Consider the following 20,342-nt stretch of genomic DNA (forward strand, 5'->3'; position numbering starts at 1 on the left):
ATCTTTAGCGCTGTCCGACGTTTCTTGACGTCCTGTGGCCTACTCTCGACGAGTTAAGTCAACAGAGGATCTCCGTCATGAATAACTGGTTACAGCAGCTTCAGTCGCTCCTGGGGCAATCTACTTCTCCTCAATCTTCACAGCCTGCAGCCGGTAATAGCTCTGAAGGGATCGGTAAACTTCTGGTGCCGGGGGCGCTGGGTGGATTAGCCGGGTTACTGCTGGCGAGTAAATCTTCCCGCAAACTGTTAACAAAATACGGCACCAGTGCGCTTCTGGTCGGCGGCGGCGCCGTGGCCGGAAGCGTGTTATGGAACAAATACAAGGAGCGGGTTCGCCAGAGCCAGCCCGTTTCCACAGGCTGGAGTGAGCCGCACTCGTCGGTTGATGTTCGTACCGAAAGATTAATTACCGCGCTGGTTTTTGCGGCGAAAAGCGACGGCCATATCGATGCAAAAGAGCGTCAGTTTATTGAGCAACAGCTGCGTGAAGTCGGTATCGACGGGGAAGGTAAAGCGCTCGTCGAACGGGCGATCGACAGACCGTTAGATCCTTACCAGCTTGCACAAGGTGTGAGAAATGAGGAGGAAGCGCTGGAGCTTTATTACCTTAGCTGCACGGCTATCGATATCGATCACTTTATGGAACGTAGCTACCTGAGCGCTCTGGGCGATGCGCTAAACATACCGCCGGATGTCCGCTCCGGTATTGAGCAAGATATTCAGCAGCAAAAACAACCGCTCGCGGTGTAATCCTCCTGCAACCAGCCTGTGCCGGGTTTCTCCCGGCATTTTCTTTTAATCCTTCATGTTCCGCTTGCAAGCCCGGCTGAATTTGCCACCCTTACGGGGTGTTAAACGGAAAATGATGAAAGTGATGCCGCCAAAAGCCAAAAAAATACCTCACGCTATGACGCTGCATGGCGATACCCGTACGGATAACTATTACTGGCTGCGGGATGATGACCGCGCCGATCCCGATGTGCTGAAATACCTTGAGCAGGAAAATGATTACGGGAAAAGGATCATGGAGAGCCAGCGCGCGCTGCAGGATCAGTTGCTCAAAGAGATGATCGCTCGCGTTCCTCCTCGCGATGTTTCCGCCCCGTATGTGAAGAACGGCTATCGCTACCGCCAGGTGTATGACAAAGGGAATGAGTACGCGATTTATCAGCGGCAATCTGCGGTCAGAGAAGAGTGGGGCGAGTGGGACGTTTTGCTGGATGCCAACCAGCGTGCCGCCCATAGCGAGTTCTACACCATGGGTGGATTGGCCATTACGCCGGACAATGCCGTGATGGCCCTGGCAGAGGACTATCTCTCCCGCCGTCAGTTCGGCATCCGTCTGCGCAATTTGAAAACCGGAAACTGGTATCCGGAGTTGCTGGAGAACGTCTCGACCGGTTTTGTTTGGGCAAATGACTCCGTCACGCTTTACTACGTGCGCAAGCATCCCAAAACCTTACTGCCTTATCAGGTCTGGCGGCACACGCTGGGCCACCCGGTGGCCGATGACCAACTGGTGTATGAAGAAAAAGATGACGCTTTTTACGTCAGCGTGCATAAAACAACCTCCCAGCATTTTGTTGTCATTCATCTTGCCAGCGCGACGACGAGTGAGGCTTTGTTACTGGATGCCGAACTGGCAGACGCCGAGCCGCAAGTTTTTGCCCCGCGCCGGAAAGATCATGAGTACACGGTCGATCACTACCAGCATGGGTTCTACATTCGTTCCAACAAAGACGGTAAAAATTTCGGACTCTACCGCAGCGCCGTGCGGGACGAAAAACAGTGGGAAACGCTGATTGCCGCGCGGGAACAGGTCATGCTTGAAGACTTTACGCTGTTCCGCGACTGGCTGGTGGTTGCCGAGCGCCAGCAGGGATTGACCAGCCTGCGCCAGATTAATCGCCATACGCGTGAGTCCACGGGCATCGCTTTTGACGATCCGGCCTATGTCACCTGGCTCGGCTATAATCCTGAGCCTGAGACCTCCCACCTGCGCTACGGTTACTCATCAATGACAACGCCGGACACCCTATTCGAGCTGGATATGGACAGCGGTGAGCGACGGGTTATCAAGCAAACCCAGGTTGCCGGTTTTGACGCTAGCCATTACCGCAGCGAGCATCTGTGGGTGACGGCGCGGGATGGCGTTCTGGTACCGGTCTCACTGGTTTATCACCGGAAACACTTCCGCCGGGGCAAAAGCCCGCTGCTGGTCTATGGCTATGGATCTTACGGCAGCAGTATGGATGCTGACTTTAGCAGCAGCCGTTTGAGTCTGCTGGACAGGGGGGTTGTCTTCGCCATCGCCCATGTCCGCGGCGGCGGTGAACTGGGCCAGCAATGGTATGAAGACGGTAAATACCTGAAAAAGATGAATACCTTTAACGACTATCTGGACGTGTGCGACGAGCTGCTCAGGCAGGGATATGGCGATCCTAAACTGCTTTATGGGATGGGCGGCAGCGCGGGCGGAATGCTGATGGGGGCAGCTATCAATCTGCGCCCTGAATTATTCCATGGCGTGGTGGCTCAGGTGCCGTTTGTCGATGTTGTAACGACGATGCTGGACGAGTCGATTCCGCTTACCACCGGGGAATTTGAAGAGTGGGGTAACCCCCAGGATGAAGAATATTACCGCTATATGAAGCAATACAGCCCTTACGACCAGGTTCGTGAGCAGGCTTATCCCCATCTGTTAGTGACCACCGGGCTGCATGATTCGCAGGTGCAGTATTGGGAGCCGGCTAAGTGGGTTGCCAAATTACGTGACTATAAGCGGGATGAGACCTTGCTGCTGCTTTGTACCGACATGGATTCCGGGCACGGCGGCAAGTCGGGGCGCTTCAAATCTTACGAAGGCGTGGCACTGGAGTTTGCTTTCCTGATTGCCCTGGCGCAGGGAACGCTGCCAGGGCGCGTGCATTAATCGGCCGCGCTGGCGGCCAGGTAATGTTTTAGCGTCATGCGGAGATCCGGCGTTAGCTCCTTGATGTTGTTGAGCATCCAGCGAAGATAACCCGGGTCGTCTTCGGCTATTTCGGCAATGCGTTTGCCCCGGTATTTGCCAAACATCATGGTGGTTACCAGCGCCGGGCGCCCGGTAATCGTGACCATATCTTCTGCGTTCCAGCCGGACACATCCATAATTCTCAGCAGCAGGGCGGCGGTGATATAACAGTCAAACAGGGCGCGGTGATGATGCAGCCCGGCAGGTGTATCCACATGCAACTTCAGCGATTTATACAAGCCCATGTTGCTGTATTTGATGCCCGGCCACAGGCGACGCGCCAGCTTCACCGTGCAAATCCAGTCGCCCTGCATTTCCGGCAGCATGCGGCTGTCGAAACTGGCGTTGTGCGCCACGTAATAGGGGCTACCGATATAGCGGGGGATGACGTCTTCAATCCAGGGTTTATCGGCCACCATCTCTTCGGTAATTTTATGGATGGCCATTGCCTGGTGGCTTATTGGTCGGTCAGGACGGACAAGATCGCTCATCGGGTTTACAATCTTGCCGTCGATGATATCGACCGACGCAACTTCCACTACGCCTCCCTGTAATCCGCAGGTTTCCGTATCAATAATGCGCAGCATCGCAGTCTCCGTTAACAGGCCTCAGGCGACTAGCGTAAAGGAATGACCTCGCCGTGCCAACCTCTCTCATCCCGTCGGCCAATCGCCAGCAATTCACCCTGGTCGGCCCTGACGACTAGCTGGCCTAAATTATCCCAACATGCGCTGCGCCCAGCGGAGCGAAGTTCTGCCCCGGACCAGGCGTAATTGGCCTGCAAAATGGTGAGTCCATATTTGTGCGCCCAGCGTTGCATATACATCTCATCTTGCTGGTAGCTTAGTTCTGTCATTGCGGCGCCGGTGGCGTAAAGATCGGCGCCGATATCAGCTGCGCTTCGGGGCCAGGCTTCATCATCGCTTTGGGCGCAAACGGCCAGGGCAATATTGCGGGAACGTTGCCCCAAAAGTGGTGCGACGGGGGGTTGAGCATTTACATCGATAGCCGTTGCGGGACGTTTGCAACAGGCGATACGCGATCCATCCGGCAGAAAACCTACCATACCGGCGGCGCTATGCGCCTCGTCACTGAGCGACATGCCGACGATCACGGTCATATGGTAGCTGCGAGCAGCCTCGCTGAGCGGGTCGAACAGCGGATCGGTAAACGCCGGAGGATGGTTGTCGGGGCTTAATCCGGATAAAGAGAGATGAGGGAAAACCAGAAGATCGATGCCTTCTTCGGCGGCACAGCGAATGAAATCGAGATGGTGGTCGATGTTGGCCTGATAACTTCCGGCAACGGCACCGTATTGCGCAGCGGCAACATTCCAGCGTGGCATAGGTTCTTCCTTAATCTTTCATCCAACGATTGCGTCCTGCAATCGTGAGGGATGAGCCAAAGCTTGTGGTCAACTGAACAAGGAAGAGAGTAGCACTAGTTTTGAATCAAAGAGAAAATTCTTAATTTTTTATTTTTGCTTCGGTTCATACGGCAAACGGGAAAGATTCACCGAGGCCAGACGATAGGCAATCAGCTTTTCACGGAACCAGGTCCGCAGATGTTCAGGTTGCTCACGCTCCACCATTTCAGCCACTACGGGCATGTTATAGCGCTCTTTGAACGCCACGCCGGCAGCGGCAAGGTCGACGTTAACTTTATCCATTTCTTCCTGGGGTAAATCGGCGAGATTGTAGCTCATCATATCCTCCTGCAATGTCAGCGCAGAAGTTACTGTTTTGCGCCCTGGATGACAAGCAACAATAGCTTTTCCCGTCTCGACTTGGTATTAACGCGGGGGTATCCTTGCCGCCTCGACACATAACAAAAAGGAATAGTTAATATGGCGTTCATCTCCTCCCGCATCGCAACCGTGGCGGCATTTGTCACTGCTATGGCCGTTTCTCCAGCCGTGTTTGCACACGCGCACCTTAAGCAGCAGTCTCCGGCAGCAGATTCCGCCGTGACAGCATCGCCGCAGTCGCTGACCCTGAGCTTCTCTGAAGGGGTGGAGCCTGGCTTCAGCGGCGTGACCGTGACCGGCCCGCAGAAATCTGCCGTGAAGACCGGGAAAGTGAAGGTTGCTGAGACCGACAACAAACAGCTGATTGTGCCGGTTGAAGAAGCCCTGAAACCGGGTGATTACTCCGTGGACTGGCATGTTGTGTCGGTCGACGGGCACAAAACCAAAGGTAACTATCACTTCTCCGTGAAGTAATCGCCATGCTGTCGGCGTTTTACATCGCGCTGCGTTTTATCCATTTCACTGCCTTGATGGTGCTGCTTGGCAGCGCCATCTGCTGTTCGCTCCTTGCCCCGCAGCAGTTTAAACCCGTGCTTGTGCGTCGCCTCAGGGCGCAGTGGCGGCCTGCCGTCTGGCTGTCGCTCATTAGCGCCTGTCTGTTATTCATGGCTCAGGCCGGGCAAATGGGTGACGGCTGGCGCGATACTCTTTCGCCGGATGTCTGGCAGGCGGTGCTGACGACTCGCTTTGGTTCCGTCTGGATATGGCAGCTATTGCTGGGCCTGGCCACGCTGGCCGCTGTGCTGATCGCTCCCCGGGCAATGCCGGGGTTATTGCTGCTGTTAGCCGCGGCGCAGCTAATTATGCTGGCTGGCGTCGGGCATGCCGCAATTCACGACGGCGCGCTCGGTGTCTTTCAGCGGATGAACCATGCGATTCATCTTCTGAGCGCGGCCTGGTGGGTGGGAGGCCTGCTGCCTTTGCTGGTTTGTATGTATATGGCGCATAAGCCGCGCTGGCGTACTCCGGCGATTACGGCAATGATGCGTTTTTCGCGCTACGGGCATCTTGCAGTGGCTGCGGTACTGGTGACCGGCGTGGTGAATAGCTTGCTTATCCTCGGCTGGGCGCTGCCGCTGGAAAGTGGTTATGTTCGATTGCTGGCGCTGAAGGTTGTGCTGGTGCTAGTGATGGTTATGCTGGCGCTGATCAACCGCTATATACTGGTGCCGCGTTTCGACGCTGTTCAAGCCGATGCTCAGCGGAGATTTATTCAGCTTACGTGGCTGGAAGTGATTCTATCGGTAGCGATACTACTGCTTGTCAGCATCTATGCTACCTGGGAGCCGTTCTGACGGCGCAAACTGGTTATATGAGAGATTCATGAAAAAGAGCATTTTGACTTTACTGCTGCTGGCCTGCGCGAGTTCTGCGCTGGCTGCCCCGCAAATTATCACCGTGAGTCGGTTTGAGGTGGGTAAAGACAAATGGGCGTTCAACCGTGAAGAGGTGATGTTGAGCTGCAGAGCGGGGAATGCGTTGTTTGCCATCAACCCAAGTACGCTGATGCAGTACCCGCTGAACGCCATTGCCGAGCAGCAGATCAAGAGCGGTAAAACGAGCGGGCAGCCCATCAGCGTTATTCAGGTGGACGACCCGCAGCATCCTGGCCAGAAGATGAGTCTCGAACCCTTCATTGAGCGCGCGCAAAAGCTTTGCGGTGAATAAAAAACACGCATTTCCTGGCATAAAAAAACAGCAATAGCCTCAACGGGATATTGCTGTTTTTGCATAAATAGTCACCTTTATTGCGCCTTTTTTCTGACCACTTTTGTTGCGGACTGGAAAACCTGCGCCGGTAATCTATTCTTAAGAGGCAAGGCGATTTAGCCTGCATTAATGCCAACTTTTAGCGCACGGCTCTCTCCCAAGAGCCATTTCCCTGGACCGAATACAGGAATCGTGTTCGGTCTTTTTTTTATTCGGGAATCCGCCAGCTTGCTTGCGCGTAAAGCGTTTCCCATAACGCTTCGACCTGGCCTGTGCGCTAAAACCATACCACACCTTGATAGCTTGCCGTCCAGCGTTTTTTGCTCAATTTGTTAATTATTTGTTGCGCAAACGTGGGGGCCGGGTCGGTGAGTCTTTCGGACTAGTGACGCATGTCACAAAAATTCGCATCACTGCCGCGACAACGCTACACTTTCGGCCTCACTGACTGCATTCCATGAGAAATGCGGCGTTCCTGACAATAAGCCTGCATCCGACTATGACAAATCAAACCGAGCTTGCCGCTCAACATGCGCGTGAGAATAGCCTGCGCGCCGTGCTTCGCTCCCCTCGACTCATCCAGCGTGAACTGCTGGCCGGAGTCGTCACCGCGCTGGCCCTGATCCCCGAAGTGATCTCCTTTTCCTTGATCGCGGGCGTGGATCCGAAGGTCAGCCTGATTGCCTCGATCGTGCTTTGTTTTGCTATGTCGATTCTGGGGGGCCGCCCGGCAATGGTCACTGCGGCGGCCGGTTCGGTAGCGCTGGTGATTGCCCCGATGGTTCATCAATATGGGGTGGGTTATATCCTGCCTGCGGTGGTGCTGGCGGGCGGGATCCAGATCCTGTTCGGCCTAAGCGGGCTGGCGCGAATGATGCGCTATATCCCGCTTTCGGTAATGACCGGGTTTGTGAATGCGCTGGGTATTCTTATTTTCTTTGCTCAGGTGCCTCATGTCTGGGGGCAATCGCCGCTGGTTTGGGGCCTGTTCGTCGTGACGCTCGCCGTCGTTTTAATGTTGCCGAGACTGCTTAAATCTGTGCCTTCGCCGCTGGTGGCGATTGTTCTGGTGACCGGCCTGAGTATTGCCCTGGGATGGGTAATGCCCACGGTAGGCGACAGCGGACCGATGAAAGCCGGTTTGCCCGGGTTAACGGAACTGATAGTGCCGCTTAACGTTGAGACGCTGCGCATTATCTGGCCCTGCGCGCTGAGCATCGCTTTTGTTGGCTTGATGGAGTCCTTGCTAACGGCCAAGCTGGTGGACGATCTCACCGATACACCTTCCAGCAAGCGGCGCGAATGCTGGGGACTGGGCGTGTCGAATATCTTCGCCGGTTTTTATGGCGGCATCGCGGGCTGCGCCATGATTGGGCAAACCATTGTCAACGTTGAGCTGGGAAGAGGGCGTACGCGGCTGTCTACCGTGGCGGCTGCGCTGGTGCTATTGCTGCTGGTCACCGTGCTGAGTGAAGTGATGGCAAAAATTCCGATGGTGGTGCTGGCTGGGATCATGATGATTGTGGCGGTGAAAACGCTGAACTGGCATAGCCTCTCTCCAGTTACGCTTCGCCGAATGCCGGTGCCGGAAACGCTGGTGATGCTCACGACCGTCGCTATAACGGTTTATACCGATAACCTCGCGCTTGGCGTTTTGGGCGGCGTTATCTTCGCTATGATGTTGTTTGCTCGCCGTATTGCGCATGTGGTGCGTGCTGAGCGGCAGCTGGCAGCGGACGGGAGCGAAGTGACTTACCGGGTTCGTGGGCCGCTGTTCTTTGCCAGCAGCAACGACCTGGTCGAGCATTTTCACTATGCTGACGACCCGGCACGGGTGGTGATCGATCTGACTCAGGCACAAATTTGGGATGCCTCCACCGTTGCCGTATTAGATGCCATTGAAACGCGCTATCAGCGTTATCAGGCGCAGGTCGAAATTGTTGGCCTGGACACCCACAGCGCCGATTTCCATCAGCGCCTGAGCGGTAAACTTTAACCGTTTTGCCGGCGGCGTTCAGCTGCCGGCTCTCCCCAATCATTCCCAGCACGAAATGCCATTTTTTGAGCGGCGGGTCACAATTTTCCACTACTTTCCGCTGCCCGGCTGTTGGTTTAAACGACAAGCTGGGGAAATAAACATTTCAGTAACATTTACGTTGCCAGTCAATACGGAATAACTTATTACTATTTAACCGCTTACTCAGCGTAAGCGGCCCCGCCTCCACTATAACGATAATTAACAGGATACTTTATGACGACAAACGATGCCGTCCGTGAGGACGCTGCGCGCGGTTTTTGGCCGACGGTCAAAACCTTCCCGTCGACGGTGATTGCGCTGCTGCTTTTTACCCTGGTGATTCGCTTTAGCTATTTTATGGCCTGGCCGTTTATGACGGTGATCATGACCCGTAATTATCATCTTTCGCCCATCTCTGTAGGCGTGGCGATGACCAGCAGTGCGCTTCTGGCGGTGGTGCTGGGAATGTATGGCGGGCAGCTGTCGGATAAATTAGGCCGCCGGGGCGTGCTTTCCCTCGGCTGTGCGCTGTCGTTTGTTGGCTATGCTCTGCTTGGGCTGGCCACGGGAATGGCGTTATTTATCATTGGGCTAATGATTGTTGGCGTCTGTTTCGCGTGGGTAGAGCCGCCGACGCGAGCGCTGATGAGTGACTTACTGGGCGACCGCCGTCGTCGCGCTCTGGCTCTGCAGATTCGCTATTATTTGGTGAATGTGGCGGCGGTCACCGGGCCACTGGTCGGCATTGCTTTCGGGCTGACTTCGCAGAAAGGGACATTCGTAATCACGGCTGTGAGCTATTTGCCGCTGCTTATTTACACCTTATTGTTTATTCCTGCAGGCAAGCTGGTTGCCAAAGATAGCGAACATAAACCTGGGGTCAGATTACGCGACGTTATGCTAATCATCGCCCGGGACAAACTGTTCGTTGCGGCGCTGCTGTGCGGCACGTTATGCGCCGTGGTTTTCGTACATTATGAATCCGTGGTGCCGCTTTATTTACTGACGCTGGACGCTGAGGCAGCCGTAAAGTTAATCACGCTGATTCTGGTGTCGAACGCCTGTACGGTGCTTATTGCCCAGCTTTTTCTGGTTCGCTTTTTGGCTCAAGTTAGCTTGTCTAACCGTATTTTGCTGGGGGGCGCTATCTTTGCGCTGTCACAGCTTTTGTTCTGGTCCGTCCGTACGCCGGATGCGCTGTTGTGGGTGAGCGTGACGGTTATTTTCAGCATCGGCGAGGCCATTTTGATGCCGAACCTGAATATTCTGCTGGATCAGCTGGCACCGGATGAGCACCGCGGTGCGTACCTGGGAGCATCGACCCTGACGACGTTAGGCATAGCGCTTGGGCCGCTGATTGGCGGCGTTATGCTAACCCTGACCGGTGCGGGTGTGTTTTTGGGTACCATGCTGTTTAGCCTGCTGCTGTGCGCTATCATTTACGCCTGCAAATCAGGCCTTAAACAACGACTACAAGAGTAATACTGAGCGGAGTCATGATGATTACTGAAGCCCCACGTCTTGAAACGGAACGCCTTATCCTGCGCCATTTTACGCTGGACGACTATGAGGCGCTGGTTGCCTGTTGGTCTGACCCGGAGATGGTAAAGTTTATCGGCGGCGGAAAACCGCAGGACGGTGAAATGAGCTGGGCGCGATTGATGCGCTATATCGGTCACTGGCAGGCGCTGGGCTACGGTTACTGGGCGTTGTTTGAAAAACAGAGTGGGCGATTCGTAGGGGCGTTTGGTTTCCAAGACGCTAAACGAAATCTCAGCCCGGCTTTGGCACACCCGGAGGCGGGCTGGACGCTTATTCCTGCGGTACACGGTCAAGGCTATGCGGCGGAGGCGCTCAGCGCAGTGTTAAGTTGGGCGGATGACAATTTCAGCGAGCCGGTATGCTGCATTATTGATGACGATAATCAGCGTTCTATTGGTCTGGCAGTGCGCTTCGGCTTTACTTTCCAGCACTACGTTGAATACCACGGGAAGCAAATACGCATGTTCCTTCGCCCGAACAAGCGCTAATCTCGCCTGGCCCTGCTCAGAAGTCGCTGTACTCCTGGGCAGGCCGCCAGAATCCATCGATAAACTCTTCCACCGGGTAACAGCCGCCGTGGCGCATACGCTGCTCGCTCATCGCACTCAGACACTGCTGCTCGCTGGTGAAGACTTCCAGCACCAGATCGTCACAGCCGCCGTCCAGGTAACAAACAAATAAAACCAAAGCAAACATTAGCGCCTCAGAACCGCTTCGTTTGGTTTAAGTGTAGGGGAGCCAAGGGAGTGGGGGAAATAATTAATCCGTCCCGTGGACGGAGAAAGTGCTGGCAAAAATCATTGATGTAAAAACGGCACTTGGGTCTAACAAAAGCAATGAATGATGTTCTCTGGTCTACTCCAAACAGCTGAAAACCACGTTTTTGGCTGTTTATCATCTATATAACCCGTCTCAGGGACGGGTTCATCTTGAGTTATGCAAGGCGCATAACCCAGGCATCGCGCTGGCGATCGTAATGCTGCAGGTAAAGTACGGAATGTTCGCCGTCCAGCACGGCGGGAATAGAGGTTGCCCCATCCCATGCATCCAGCTGCATGCACAGGTCGGGATCGGACTTGCAGGGAATGCTTAACGTTCGATCCCCCTGTTGTTCACCGTGTAATTCGGCATCATCGATCTCGAAGATGCCGATCCGAACGTTGGTCTTTGTCATCTTTGGCTCCTTGTTATCCGCAGCAGGTGGTATGACCAGTGGGTCACTCCAATTTCAGCGTAGTCAAGGCAGCACAAATTGCCAACTCAAAAAGTGCTTATTTTTTTAGCCAGCCTGCGGGGCGGCGAAAAGCTTGCCGTCGCGTACTAATTCCCTTGGGTAGCTGTTCTTCAGGCGTGAGCCAACTTTACGCGCCAGGCCGAGCGGCTGCCCCTGAAAAGTGACAATCACTTCATCTCGTGACGGTGTCACTTCTGGATAGATATCCCGCCCTCGGTACCACTCCTCGGCTTCTGTCTCGCTCAGCGGGAAGCAAAGCGGGTTGTCACTTTTGACCAGAGAAACCATGGCTTCATGCTGCCAGCGGAAGCCTTTGTTGTGCTGTTCGGCGAGCTTGAGGCCAATGCGAGAGAAACGCACTTTCCCGATAAGCGGTTCAATCTCACTCGGAAACAGCCAGATCTCTTTGTCGCGCTGCCATAGATTCAGCTCATCGCCCCAGATAAGGCCCGATTTTGCCGCCGCGGCGGTTAGTTCGGCTGCGGCTTTGCCTTTCATCGGCGCGAAGGGGAATTTCCCTACTTTATAGCCCGGGGCCGGCAGCGGTTCGATAGAGGCCGTTTTGCGCAAACGGGCAACGAAAAAGCCTTCGCAGTCGTAAATCTGTGGGAACACGTGCAGGAAACCTTCCGGCGTCAGCGCGCGTGCTGCTTCCGGGAAAAGCTCGTCAAGGGGGGCAATTTCTACCGCGTCCGGCCAGGTATCCAGCAGCCACTGGCAGACATCCTGGTTTTCCTGGCGATTCAGCGTACAGGTCGAGTAGACCAGCGTCCCGCCGGGGCGGAGCGTATGAAAAGCACTCTCAATCAATTCGCGCTGTGTGCCGGCAATTTCGGCCGTGCTTTCAGGCGACCAGTTGCGCAGTGCATCGGGATCTTTCCTCACCACGCCTTCACCGGAGCAGGGGGCATCCAGCAGAATGGCGTCGAAGGATTCCGGCAGAGCGGCACCGAATACGCGGCCATCAAAATGCGTCAGCGCTACGTTACTGATCCCACAGCGGCTGATATTGGCATGCAGGACTTTTACCCGGCTGGCGGAATATTCATTGGCAAGAATTGCGCCGGTATTATTCATGCGGGCGGCAATCTGGGTTGTTTTTGATCCCGGCGCTGCGGCGACGTCCATCACTCGCTGCGGCTGGTTGCCGTCGGCAAACAACGCGGCTACGGGCAGCATTGAACTGGCTTCCTGAATATAGAACAGGCCGCTCAAATGCTCTGCGGTGCTGCCCAGCGGCAGGGTTTCTTCATCTTCTCGTTCAATCCAGAAGCCTTCTTCGCACCACGGCACCGGCGTTAAACGCCAGTGATAGGGCGCGACGAGCGTCAGAAAGTCAGCCACGGATATCTTCAGCGTATTGACGCGCAGGCTGCGGCGCAGCGGCTGCTGACAGTATTCGATAAAACTTTCCAGCGTCTGGCCAGCGGGAAGTGCGTCACGAATCGCGTCGAGAAAAGGTTGAGGAAGATAAACGGCAGTAGATTGAGCCATGAAAAACGCCCCTGAAAAAATTAAGGGGCGCAGTTTAACACGGAATTACCCGGGCGACGTACCGCCCGGGCTTGCGGTTCAGCGCGGAAGGGCGGTGCCCCACTGACGCCACTCTTTCGGCTCGCTTTCCAGCAGCAGGAAGTGTTTCCCGGCCTCTGCTTTAGGGGAAAGCGGGATCCCCGGCGGCGTCGCAAACGCAATGCCACCGCGAATAAACTGATTAAAGGTTCCGGTTTTCACCACGCCGCCAGTCAAGCCAAAGTTCAGGCTATAGCCGGAAGCCAGCCAGAAGACGGAGTTGTCCCGGACCAAATGCTGGTAACGCTTGCTTATACGCAGGCCCACCATCACACGGTCAGAGAGATTGCCGAGCGTCATGCCGGTTACCGTACCGACTTCAATCCCGCGGAAGAGAACCGGCGTGCCTATGCTCAGCGAGCCGGCTTCAGGCACTTCCAGCACGATGTTCAGCCCGTCGGAGTAACGAGAGTCGGTGATAGACGCTTCCTGCAGCTCGAAGTCGCGGCGGGGGTCACCTTTACCGGGTTCAACGTTGATGTAAGGCTGGAGGAGGGTATCAAGATGATCGACGCCCGCCGCAGAGATCTGCGGTGTGACAACGGAGAAGCGGGTACCGGCGCGTGCGAAGGTAGACACATACTCAGGGTAAAGTACCGCTTTCGCTTCCACTTCGTTGCGGGATTGCGTCAGGTTCAGCGACTCAAGCTGGCCGATATCAATGCCCAGATAGCGAATTGGCATCCCGGCGGAAAGTTTTCCGGCATCGAAAGTGTGCAGCGTTATCTGGCTGCCCACCGCTCTTGCCGCGGTTTCAGAGGCGTACAGCACGCGTTTCTCACCTTTCACCTGTCCGACGCTGGCACCGCTCATGTTGTCAAAGCTGATGGCCCCTTTGAGTGCACGAGAGAGCGGGGAGGCCTGCACCGTTAGCCCGCTGCCGTTGAGCTGAACTTTCGCGCCACCTTCAGCCCAAAACACGGTGTTTGGCGTCAGCAGCTTGCGGTATTCCGGCTTGATGTGAACATCAATATCAAAGTTCTCGGCGCGAGGGCGGATGGTGATGATTTCGCCCACCTGGAATTTGCGGTACAGCACCACGGAGCCGGTCTGGATATCTGGCAGGCTGGAGGCCGTCAGCGTCAGCGTGGTGGTCGGGATGTCGCTCAGGCTGTTTTCAATCGCTTTTTCCAGGTTGGCATAAAGCGGATAACTGCTTTTCATCTCGCCTTTGCTGCCCGGCAGCACACGTATGCCGCCGTTGACCCATTCGTTGGCACTGGCGCCCAGGAATTCCACTCCGTCCATGCCGAGCTTCACATCAATGCGGCTGTTGACCACGAATTTGCTGTCGCCCTGCAGCAGATGGCGGTATTGCGGTTCAATGGCGACGGAGAACGTGACGCCTTTCGCTGACAGTGCCCGCGCCACCACCTGGCCGATTTGTATCCCGTGCAGGATAATCGGTTGTCCGGCATCAATACCGTAGCTTTCAGGGGCCGTCAGCGAAAGCGTCAATACATTCGGCTGCTGGAGCGGCGTTTGATCGCTGGAGACCACGGTGAAGCGATCCTGCGGTTCGCCGTCACCCGGCACAAGTTCAAAGGTGCTGCCCGTGAGCAACGTGCTGATGCTTGGATTATCCAGCGAGATTTTTGGGCTACGGAGTTCGATGCGCGTGCCGCTACGCATCAGGCTAACCACGCCGGGGTCAACGGTCATTTCCCCTGTGACGGCACCGCCTGGATTGAGGTTTAACTTAGTCAGCGAACCCACCTCCAGCCCCTGATACATTAACTTAGTCGAGCCTGCTTTAAGGCCATCCCCGCTCGGGAGATCGAGGTTAATGATGACGCCGCGCTGGCTGTGCGCCAGGTCTTCGTAAAGGCCGAATTCATCATCCGCTTTGGCCGGTTCTGAATCGTCAGGGGAATCGAAAGCAATAGCCCCATTGACCAGCGCCGCCAGGCTTTCAAGCTGAACTTTGGCCCCACTCAGGCCAACATCGGCCTTTACGCCGGACACATTCCAGAAACGGCTGCCTTTTTTCACCAGGCTGGTAAAGCGGCGATCGATAAGCACGTCGACGGTGACACCCTGCTTGTTCTTATTGATGGCATAGTCATACACGCGGCCAACCGGAATTTTGCGGAAATAGACCAGCGACCCGCTGTTAAGGGAGCCTAAATCCGGGGCGTGGAGGTGAATCATCAGCTCGCCGTTATCCAGGCGATATTTGGGTTGGGTATCGAGGGCGGTAAAATGGTCACGCGGCTCGCCTTTACCCGGCATCATGCCGATGTAGTTCCCGCCTACCAGGGCATCAAGCCCGGATACTCCAGCGAGGGAAGCCTTCGGCGTTACCAGCCAGAATTGTGTGTCTTCCCGCAGGGCATCCTTCATATCGCTTTTGATGCTGACTTTGACTTCTATTTTACGCAGGTCATCGCTCAGGCTGATGTTTTGCACGGTACCCACTTCAACGCCCTGGTAGCGCACGGGCGTGCGGCCAGCGACTATCCCGTCGGCGGAGATGAAGTCGATGGTTACGGTGTTGCCGCGTTCCTGGTAAGTCGTCCAGATCAGCCAGCCGGCAATCAGTAACGCAATAACAGGTAATAACCAGAAAGGGGAAATCCGGCGTTTCGTTTTAATTCTCGCTTCAGTCGGTGAAGCGGGCGTTTCCTGACTCATGTGCGTCCCAAAGTAGTCGGCTATCCAGCCATTCGACGGCAAGAATAGTTAATATAACCGCCGCGCCAAAGAAGACTGCGGCGGGACCCATCGTAAAAGCTAACAGCTGGTCACGGTTAACCAGTGACATCATCAACGCGATGACAAACAGATCGAGCATAGACCAGCGGCCAATCCAGGTGACAAAGCGCAGCAATAAAATGCGGGTTCGTAATCCCTGCTGGCATTTGAAATGAATACTGATAAGTAGCGTAATTAATACAATAACTTTAGTAAACGGCACCAGGATACTGGCAATAAACACCACGGCAGCGACGGCGATATTGCTGTGCGCCAGGGAAATAATGCCCGAAAGAATGGTGTCTTCCTGGCGTGCCCCGTTCACGTAAATAATAGAAATCGGCAGCAGGTTAGCCGGAAGCAGGAAGATCAGGGAGGCAACCAGTGCTGCCCAGGATTTTTGTAAGCTTTGCTTTCGGCGATAGTACAGCGGGATGTGGCAGCGAGGGCAGCGGCCTCGTTCGTCAGGAACGCCGGTAAAATGGCAGCCGAGGCAAACCCGCAGTTGCGCATTAAAAGCACGAGCCGGGCGCTGGGGGTAAAAACGCTCCCATAGCTGCTCAATGTTCAGGTGGATCATGGTCAACAGACTCAAGACCACCAGCGCAATAAAAGCAATCAGCCCTGGGCCTGGCTGGATAAACGCATACTCGCGAACCTTAATGCAGGCCACGCCAATGCCCACCAGATAGATATCCAGCATCACCCACTCTTTAAGCTTATCCAGCATCAGCAGTACCGGGCGAAGGTTCATGCCGAGAATGTTGCCAAAGCAGAGATAGGCAATAGCCGCGACCAGCGTGGCCGGTGCGCCGACCACGCAAAAGAGCACGACGGCGGCGGTAAGCACGTCTCCCTGGCTTGCCATCTGCCAAATGCCCTGCATAACGTTGGCATCAATACTCGAACCCAGGAGATAGATACGCAGCAGCGGATCGGAAAAGGCGACGGGCATCAGCACCAGCATCGCCACGGCCATCGCCCCCAGGCGCGTCAATGACCAGTCACGGCCATGATGTACTCTTGCATCACAACAGGGGCAGTATGCACTTTGTGTTGATTTAACCAGGGGCAGAGAGAAAAGGGTATCGCATTGGGGACAACGCTGATAACGTGCCTGAGGCAATGCCTGACTGATGGCGTGTATTTTCATTGTGCGTCGTAAGCCGGGAGCGTTGTTATCTGAATGATGCATTTAGCCTATCGTAATTCATAAAATGATACACCTTGTGGCACCGTGCATTTAATGCTTATTTTAATATGCTACAAAGTAAAGTAAGACAACATAACGGTTATTTAATGAACAAAGAACAATTTTACGCGGATCTGAATCGCGATTTTAGTGCGTTAATGGCAGGTGAAACCAGCTTTCTTGCAACACTGGCGAATACCAGTGCGTTGCTCTTTGAGCGCCTTGAAGGCGTCAACTGGGCAGGATTCTACCTTCTCGAAGCCCAAACGCTAGTTCTGGGGCCCTTCCAGGGTAAAATTGCCTGCGTAAGAATCCCTGTCGGCAAGGGCGTATGCGGCACAGCCGTCGCAACAGGCACGATTCAGCGTGTGGAGGATGTGCATGCTTTCGACGGGCACATTGCCTGCGATGCGGCCAGCAATTCGGAAATTGTGCTGCCTCTGACGGTTGACGGCCAGACGATTGGCGTCCTGGATATCGACAGCACCGAGTATGGCCGTTTTTCGGAAGAAGACGAAATGGGTTTAAAAACCTTGAGTTCGCGGCTTTCAGACGTGCTGAGCGGCACTGATTTTAAAAAATTCTTCCCTCGATAGCATGATAAGCAACGGATAACGTGGCATTTAGCGATGGCGTCATTATAATGTCGCCTGTTCATGCCTGGGACTTATTGGCAATTCCGTTGTAATCAGGAAATTTCATGGAAAATCAACCTAAGTTGAATAGCAGTAAAGAAGTTATCGCATTTTTGGCCGAGCGTTTCCCTCAATGTTTTAGCGCTGAAGGTGAAGCTCGTCCGTTGAAGATTGGTATCTTCCAGGATTTAGTCTCTCGTGTTGAAGGCGAAATGAGCCTCAGCAAAACACAGCTTCGTTCAGCGTTACGTCTCTATACGTCAAGCTGGCGCTACCTGTACGGCATCAAAGCTGGCGCGACTCGCGTCGATCTTGATGGCAACCCTTGCGGTGAGCTGGACGAACAGCATGTTGAACATGCACGTCAGCAGCTGGATGAAGCGAAAGCCCGCGTTCAGGCCCAGCGCGCTGAGCAACAGGCGAAGAAACGTGAAGCCGCGGCAGCCGCAGGCGTAACGGAAGACGCTCCACGTCGCGAACGCAAACCTCGTCCGGCGGCAGCACCGCGTCGTAAAGAAGGGGCAGAGCGTAAACCTCGCGCAGAAAAACCGGCACCAAAGGCACCTCGTGAAGAGCGTCGTACGCCGGTGACCGATATTTCTGCTCTGCAGGTTGGACAGGCCATTAAAGTCAAAGCCGGTAACAACGCAATGGATGCTACCGTACTGGAAATTACCAAAGATGGCGTCCGTGTACAGCTGACTTCTGGTATGGCAATGATCGTACGCGCAGAACACTTGCAGTTCTGAAACGGAGGCCTGACTCAGGCATGAACAAACTCTTTAAGCTTACGGCTATCGCCAGCCTGCTGTTCGTGGCAGGCAGTGCCCTGGCCCTGGACAACATTACCCGTGCTGACCAAATTCCTCAGTTAAAGGAAGAAGCTCAGCACGCTACGGTGAGTGAGCGTGTGACCTCGCGTTTTACGCGCTCGCATTACCGCCAGTTCGATCTGGATGCCAATTTCTCGGCAAAAATCTTTGACCGCTACCTGAACTTGCTGGATTACAGCCATAACGTGCTGTTAGCCAGCGACGTCGCCCAGTTCGCTGCGAAGAAAGGGCAGATCGGCGACGAGCTGCGTAGCGGTAAGCTCGATGTTTTTTACGACCTCTACAATCTGGGTCAGAAGCGCCGTTTTGAACGCTACCAGTACGCCCTGAAGGTGCTGGCGAAGCCGATGGATTTCACCGGTAACGACACCATCAATCTGGATCGCAGCAAGGCGCCGTGGCCAACGAGCGTCGATGAGCTGGATAAGCTCTGGGATGCGAAAGTTAAATACGACGAGCTGAGCCTGAAGCTGACCGGTAAAACCGAGCAGGAAATTCGTGAAACCCTGACCAAGCGCTATCAGTTTGCGATCCGCCGCCTGGCGCAAAGCAACAGTGAAGATGTGTTCTCGCTGGCGATGACCGCGTTTGCTCATGAGATTGACCCGCATACAAACTATCTCTCTCCGCGCAGCACCGAACAGTTCAACACCGAAATGAGCCTGTCTTTAGAAGGCATCGGGGCGGTGCTGCAAATGGACGATGATTATACGCTGATCAACTCCATGGTTGCCGGTGGTCCGGCGGCGAAGAGCAAGGCCATCACCGTCGGCGATCGTATTGTTGGCGTAGGCCAAACGGGTAAACCGATGGTTGACGTGATCGGCTGGCGTCTGGACGACGTTGTGGCGCTGATTAAAGGGCCAAAAGGCAGCAAAGTTCGCCTTGAAATCCTGCCAGCGGGCAAAGGCACCAAGACGCGTACCGTGACGCTGACCCGCGAACGTATTCGCCTCGAAGATCGCGCGGTTAAGATGTCTGTGAAGACAGTCGGCAAAGACAAAGTCGGCGTGCTGGATATTCCTGGCTTCTACGTTGGCCTCACTGATGATGTGAAGGTTCAGCTGCAGAAGCTGGAAAAACAGAATGTGAAGAGCGTAATTATCGATCTGCGTTCTAACGGCGGCGGGGCGCTGACTGAAGCGGTGTCCCTGTCCGGTCTGTTTATTCCTAGTGGCCCGGTCGTTCAGGTCCGCGACAACAACGGTAAAGTCCGTGAAGATAGCGATACCGACGGCGTGGTCTACTACAAAGGGCCGCTGGTGGTGCTGGTTGACCGCTTCAGCGCCTCGGCATCTGAAATCTTTGCGGCGGCGATGCAGGATTATGGCCGCGCGCTGATTGTCGGCGAGCCGACCTTCGGGAAAGGCACCGTGCAGCAGTACCGTTCGCTGAATCGCATTTACGATCAGATGCTGCGTCCGGAATGGCCTGCGCTGGGCTCGGTTCAGTACACCATTCAGAAGTTCTACCGCATCAACGGCGGCAGTACCCAGCGGAAAGGTGTGACGCCGGATATCATGATGCCAACCGGGACCGAGCAAACTGAGACCGGCGAGAAGTTCGAAGACAACGCGTTGCCGTGGGATAGCATCAACGCAGCGACCTATGTGAAAACCGGTGACCTTACGCCGTTCGAACCTGAGTTGCTGAAGCTGCATCAGGATCGCATCGCCAAAGACCCTGAATTCCAGTACATCATGAAGGACATTGCTCGCTTCAATGCCCTGAAGGAAAAACGTAACGCTGTTTCTCTGAATTATGCGGTACGTGAAAAAGAGAATCAGGAAGACGACGCGACGCGTCTGGCCAGAATCAACGATCGCTTTAAGCGGGAAGGTAAAGCGCCGCTTAAGAAACTCGACGATTTGCCGAAGGACTACCAGGAGCCCGATCCGTATCTCGACGAGACGGTACACATTGCCATCGATCTTGCCGGTATGGAGCAAGACAGGCCGGCTGAACAACCGGCGGCGAAATAACCTCCCTGATGGGCACCCAAGCGGTGCCCATTTTTTTGCCTGTCTTCGTGATGTAAGATAAATGCATACAAAATGTAAAGTTATGTATTATTAACCACTTGGGCGGGGC

The 20,342-nt window shown here is 54.8% G+C and carries 19 protein-coding genes; 11 read left to right on the forward strand and 8 right to left on the reverse strand.

Translation table 11 applies throughout. The features are described from left to right. Window positions 1–77 precede the first annotated feature (77 nt). Both WFN87_RS06040 and ptrB read left to right on the forward strand, forming a co-directional pair. Entirely contained in the window at window positions 78–752 is a 675-nt protein-coding gene (locus WFN87_RS06040; protein ID WP_336982383.1) for a tellurite resistance TerB family protein, read from the forward strand. A 124-nt stretch (window positions 753–876) separates the two neighbouring features. Then, the gene (gene ptrB, locus WFN87_RS06045; protein WP_008453976.1) at window positions 877–2,934 is read left to right on the forward strand and encodes an oligopeptidase B; all 2,058 of its coding nucleotides are present in this window, start codon (window positions 877–879) and stop codon (window positions 2,932–2,934) included. On the opposite strand, the gene exoX is transcribed toward ptrB, so the two are convergent. The 3 genes from exoX to WFN87_RS06060 all read right to left on the reverse strand — a co-directional run bounded on the left by exoX (window position 2,931) and on the right by WFN87_RS06060 (window position 4,720). Continuing rightward, on the reverse strand, window positions 2,931–3,602 hold the full coding sequence (gene exoX / locus WFN87_RS06050; RefSeq protein WP_166991849.1) for an exodeoxyribonuclease X: 672 nt from the start codon (window positions 3,600–3,602) through the stop codon (window positions 2,931–2,933). The genes ptrB and exoX overlap by 4 nt on opposite strands. Window positions 3,603–3,631: 29 nt before the next feature. Next, window positions 3,632–4,360, reverse strand: a complete 729-nt coding sequence (locus tag WFN87_RS06055; protein WP_336982382.1) for a carbon-nitrogen hydrolase family protein — start codon at window positions 4,358–4,360, stop codon at window positions 3,632–3,634. Window positions 4,361–4,489: 129 nt separating this feature from the next. Continuing rightward, window positions 4,490–4,720 carry a DNA polymerase III subunit theta gene (locus WFN87_RS06060; RefSeq protein WP_008453979.1) on the reverse strand — a complete coding sequence of 77 codons (231 nt, stop codon included), beginning with the start codon at window positions 4,718–4,720 and terminating at the stop codon, window positions 4,490–4,492. 141 nt (window positions 4,721–4,861) lie between these two features. Between WFN87_RS06060 and yobA the strand changes: the two genes are divergently transcribed. The 6 genes from yobA to WFN87_RS06090 all read left to right on the forward strand — a co-directional run bounded on the left by yobA (window position 4,862) and on the right by WFN87_RS06090 (window position 10,579). After that, window positions 4,862–5,236, forward strand: coding sequence for a CopC domain-containing protein YobA (yobA, locus tag WFN87_RS06065; protein ID WP_008453980.1), 375 nt, complete (start codon window positions 4,862–4,864; stop codon window positions 5,234–5,236). 5 nt (window positions 5,237–5,241) lie between these two features. After that, entirely contained in the window at window positions 5,242–6,117 is an 876-nt protein-coding gene (copD, locus tag WFN87_RS06070; RefSeq protein ID WP_336982381.1) for a copper homeostasis membrane protein CopD, read from the forward strand. Between the two features lie 28 nt (window positions 6,118–6,145). After that, window positions 6,146–6,490 (forward strand): YebY family protein, encoded by a 345-nt coding sequence (locus WFN87_RS06075; protein WP_008453983.1) that lies wholly within the window; start codon window positions 6,146–6,148, stop codon window positions 6,488–6,490. Window positions 6,491–7,031: 541 nt separating this feature from the next. Then, window positions 7,032–8,528, forward strand: coding sequence for a SulP family inorganic anion transporter (locus tag WFN87_RS06080; RefSeq protein ID WP_336982380.1), 1,497 nt, complete (start codon window positions 7,032–7,034; stop codon window positions 8,526–8,528). 255 nt (window positions 8,529–8,783) lie between these two features. Continuing rightward, window positions 8,784–10,031 (forward strand): MFS transporter, encoded by a 1,248-nt coding sequence (locus tag WFN87_RS06085; RefSeq protein WP_336982379.1) that lies wholly within the window; start codon window positions 8,784–8,786, stop codon window positions 10,029–10,031. A gap of 14 nt (window positions 10,032–10,045) precedes the next feature. Continuing rightward, on the forward strand, window positions 10,046–10,579 hold the full coding sequence (locus WFN87_RS06090) for a GNAT family N-acetyltransferase (protein WP_336982378.1): 534 nt from the start codon (window positions 10,046–10,048) through the stop codon (window positions 10,577–10,579). 16 nt (window positions 10,580–10,595) lie between these two features. On the opposite strand, the gene WFN87_RS06095 is transcribed toward WFN87_RS06090, so the two are convergent. The 5 genes from WFN87_RS06095 to yebS form a co-directional block, all read right to left on the reverse strand. Further along, entirely contained in the window at window positions 10,596–10,787 is a 192-nt protein-coding gene (locus WFN87_RS06095; protein WP_008453989.1) for a YebW family protein, read from the reverse strand. 238 nt (window positions 10,788–11,025) lie between these two features. Further along, window positions 11,026–11,265, reverse strand: a complete 240-nt coding sequence (locus WFN87_RS06100; protein WP_008453991.1) for a YebV family protein — start codon at window positions 11,263–11,265, stop codon at window positions 11,026–11,028. A gap of 105 nt (window positions 11,266–11,370) precedes the next feature. Next, window positions 11,371–12,819 (reverse strand): 16S rRNA (cytosine(1407)-C(5))-methyltransferase RsmF, encoded by a 1,449-nt coding sequence (gene rsmF, locus WFN87_RS06105; protein WP_336982377.1) that lies wholly within the window; start codon window positions 12,817–12,819, stop codon window positions 11,371–11,373. A 78-nt stretch (window positions 12,820–12,897) separates the two neighbouring features. Continuing rightward, on the reverse strand, window positions 12,898–15,531 hold the full coding sequence (locus WFN87_RS06110) for a PqiB family protein (RefSeq protein ID WP_336982376.1): 2,634 nt from the start codon (window positions 15,529–15,531) through the stop codon (window positions 12,898–12,900). Next, complete coding sequence (gene yebS, locus WFN87_RS06115; protein ID WP_442892755.1) at window positions 15,500–16,744, reverse strand: membrane integrity lipid transport subunit YebS; 1,245 nt, start codon at window positions 16,742–16,744, stop codon at window positions 15,500–15,502. Before yebS ends, WFN87_RS06110 begins: the two co-directional genes overlap by 32 nt. 146 nt (window positions 16,745–16,890) lie before the next feature. On the opposite strand from yebS, the gene WFN87_RS06120 reads away from it, so the two are divergent. The 3 genes from WFN87_RS06120 (at window position 16,891) to prc (ending at window position 20,233) form a co-directional block, all read left to right on the forward strand. Then, window positions 16,891–17,379: a GAF domain-containing protein gene (locus WFN87_RS06120; protein ID WP_336982374.1), complete on the forward strand. Its 489-nt coding sequence runs from the start codon at window positions 16,891–16,893 to the stop codon at window positions 17,377–17,379. Between the two features lie 104 nt (window positions 17,380–17,483). Continuing rightward, window positions 17,484–18,167 (forward strand): RNA chaperone ProQ, encoded by a 684-nt coding sequence (gene proQ / locus WFN87_RS06125; RefSeq protein ID WP_166873089.1) that lies wholly within the window; start codon window positions 17,484–17,486, stop codon window positions 18,165–18,167. Window positions 18,168–18,187: 20 nt separating this feature from the next. Further along, complete coding sequence (prc, locus tag WFN87_RS06130; protein WP_008454005.1) at window positions 18,188–20,233, forward strand: carboxy terminal-processing peptidase; 2,046 nt, start codon at window positions 18,188–18,190, stop codon at window positions 20,231–20,233. The last annotated feature ends 109 nt before the right edge of the window (window positions 20,234–20,342 follow it).

The organism is Cedecea sp. AS113 (assembly GCF_037152415.1).
In the GTDB taxonomy this organism is placed as follows: domain Bacteria; phylum Pseudomonadota; class Gammaproteobacteria; order Enterobacterales; family Enterobacteriaceae; genus Cedecea.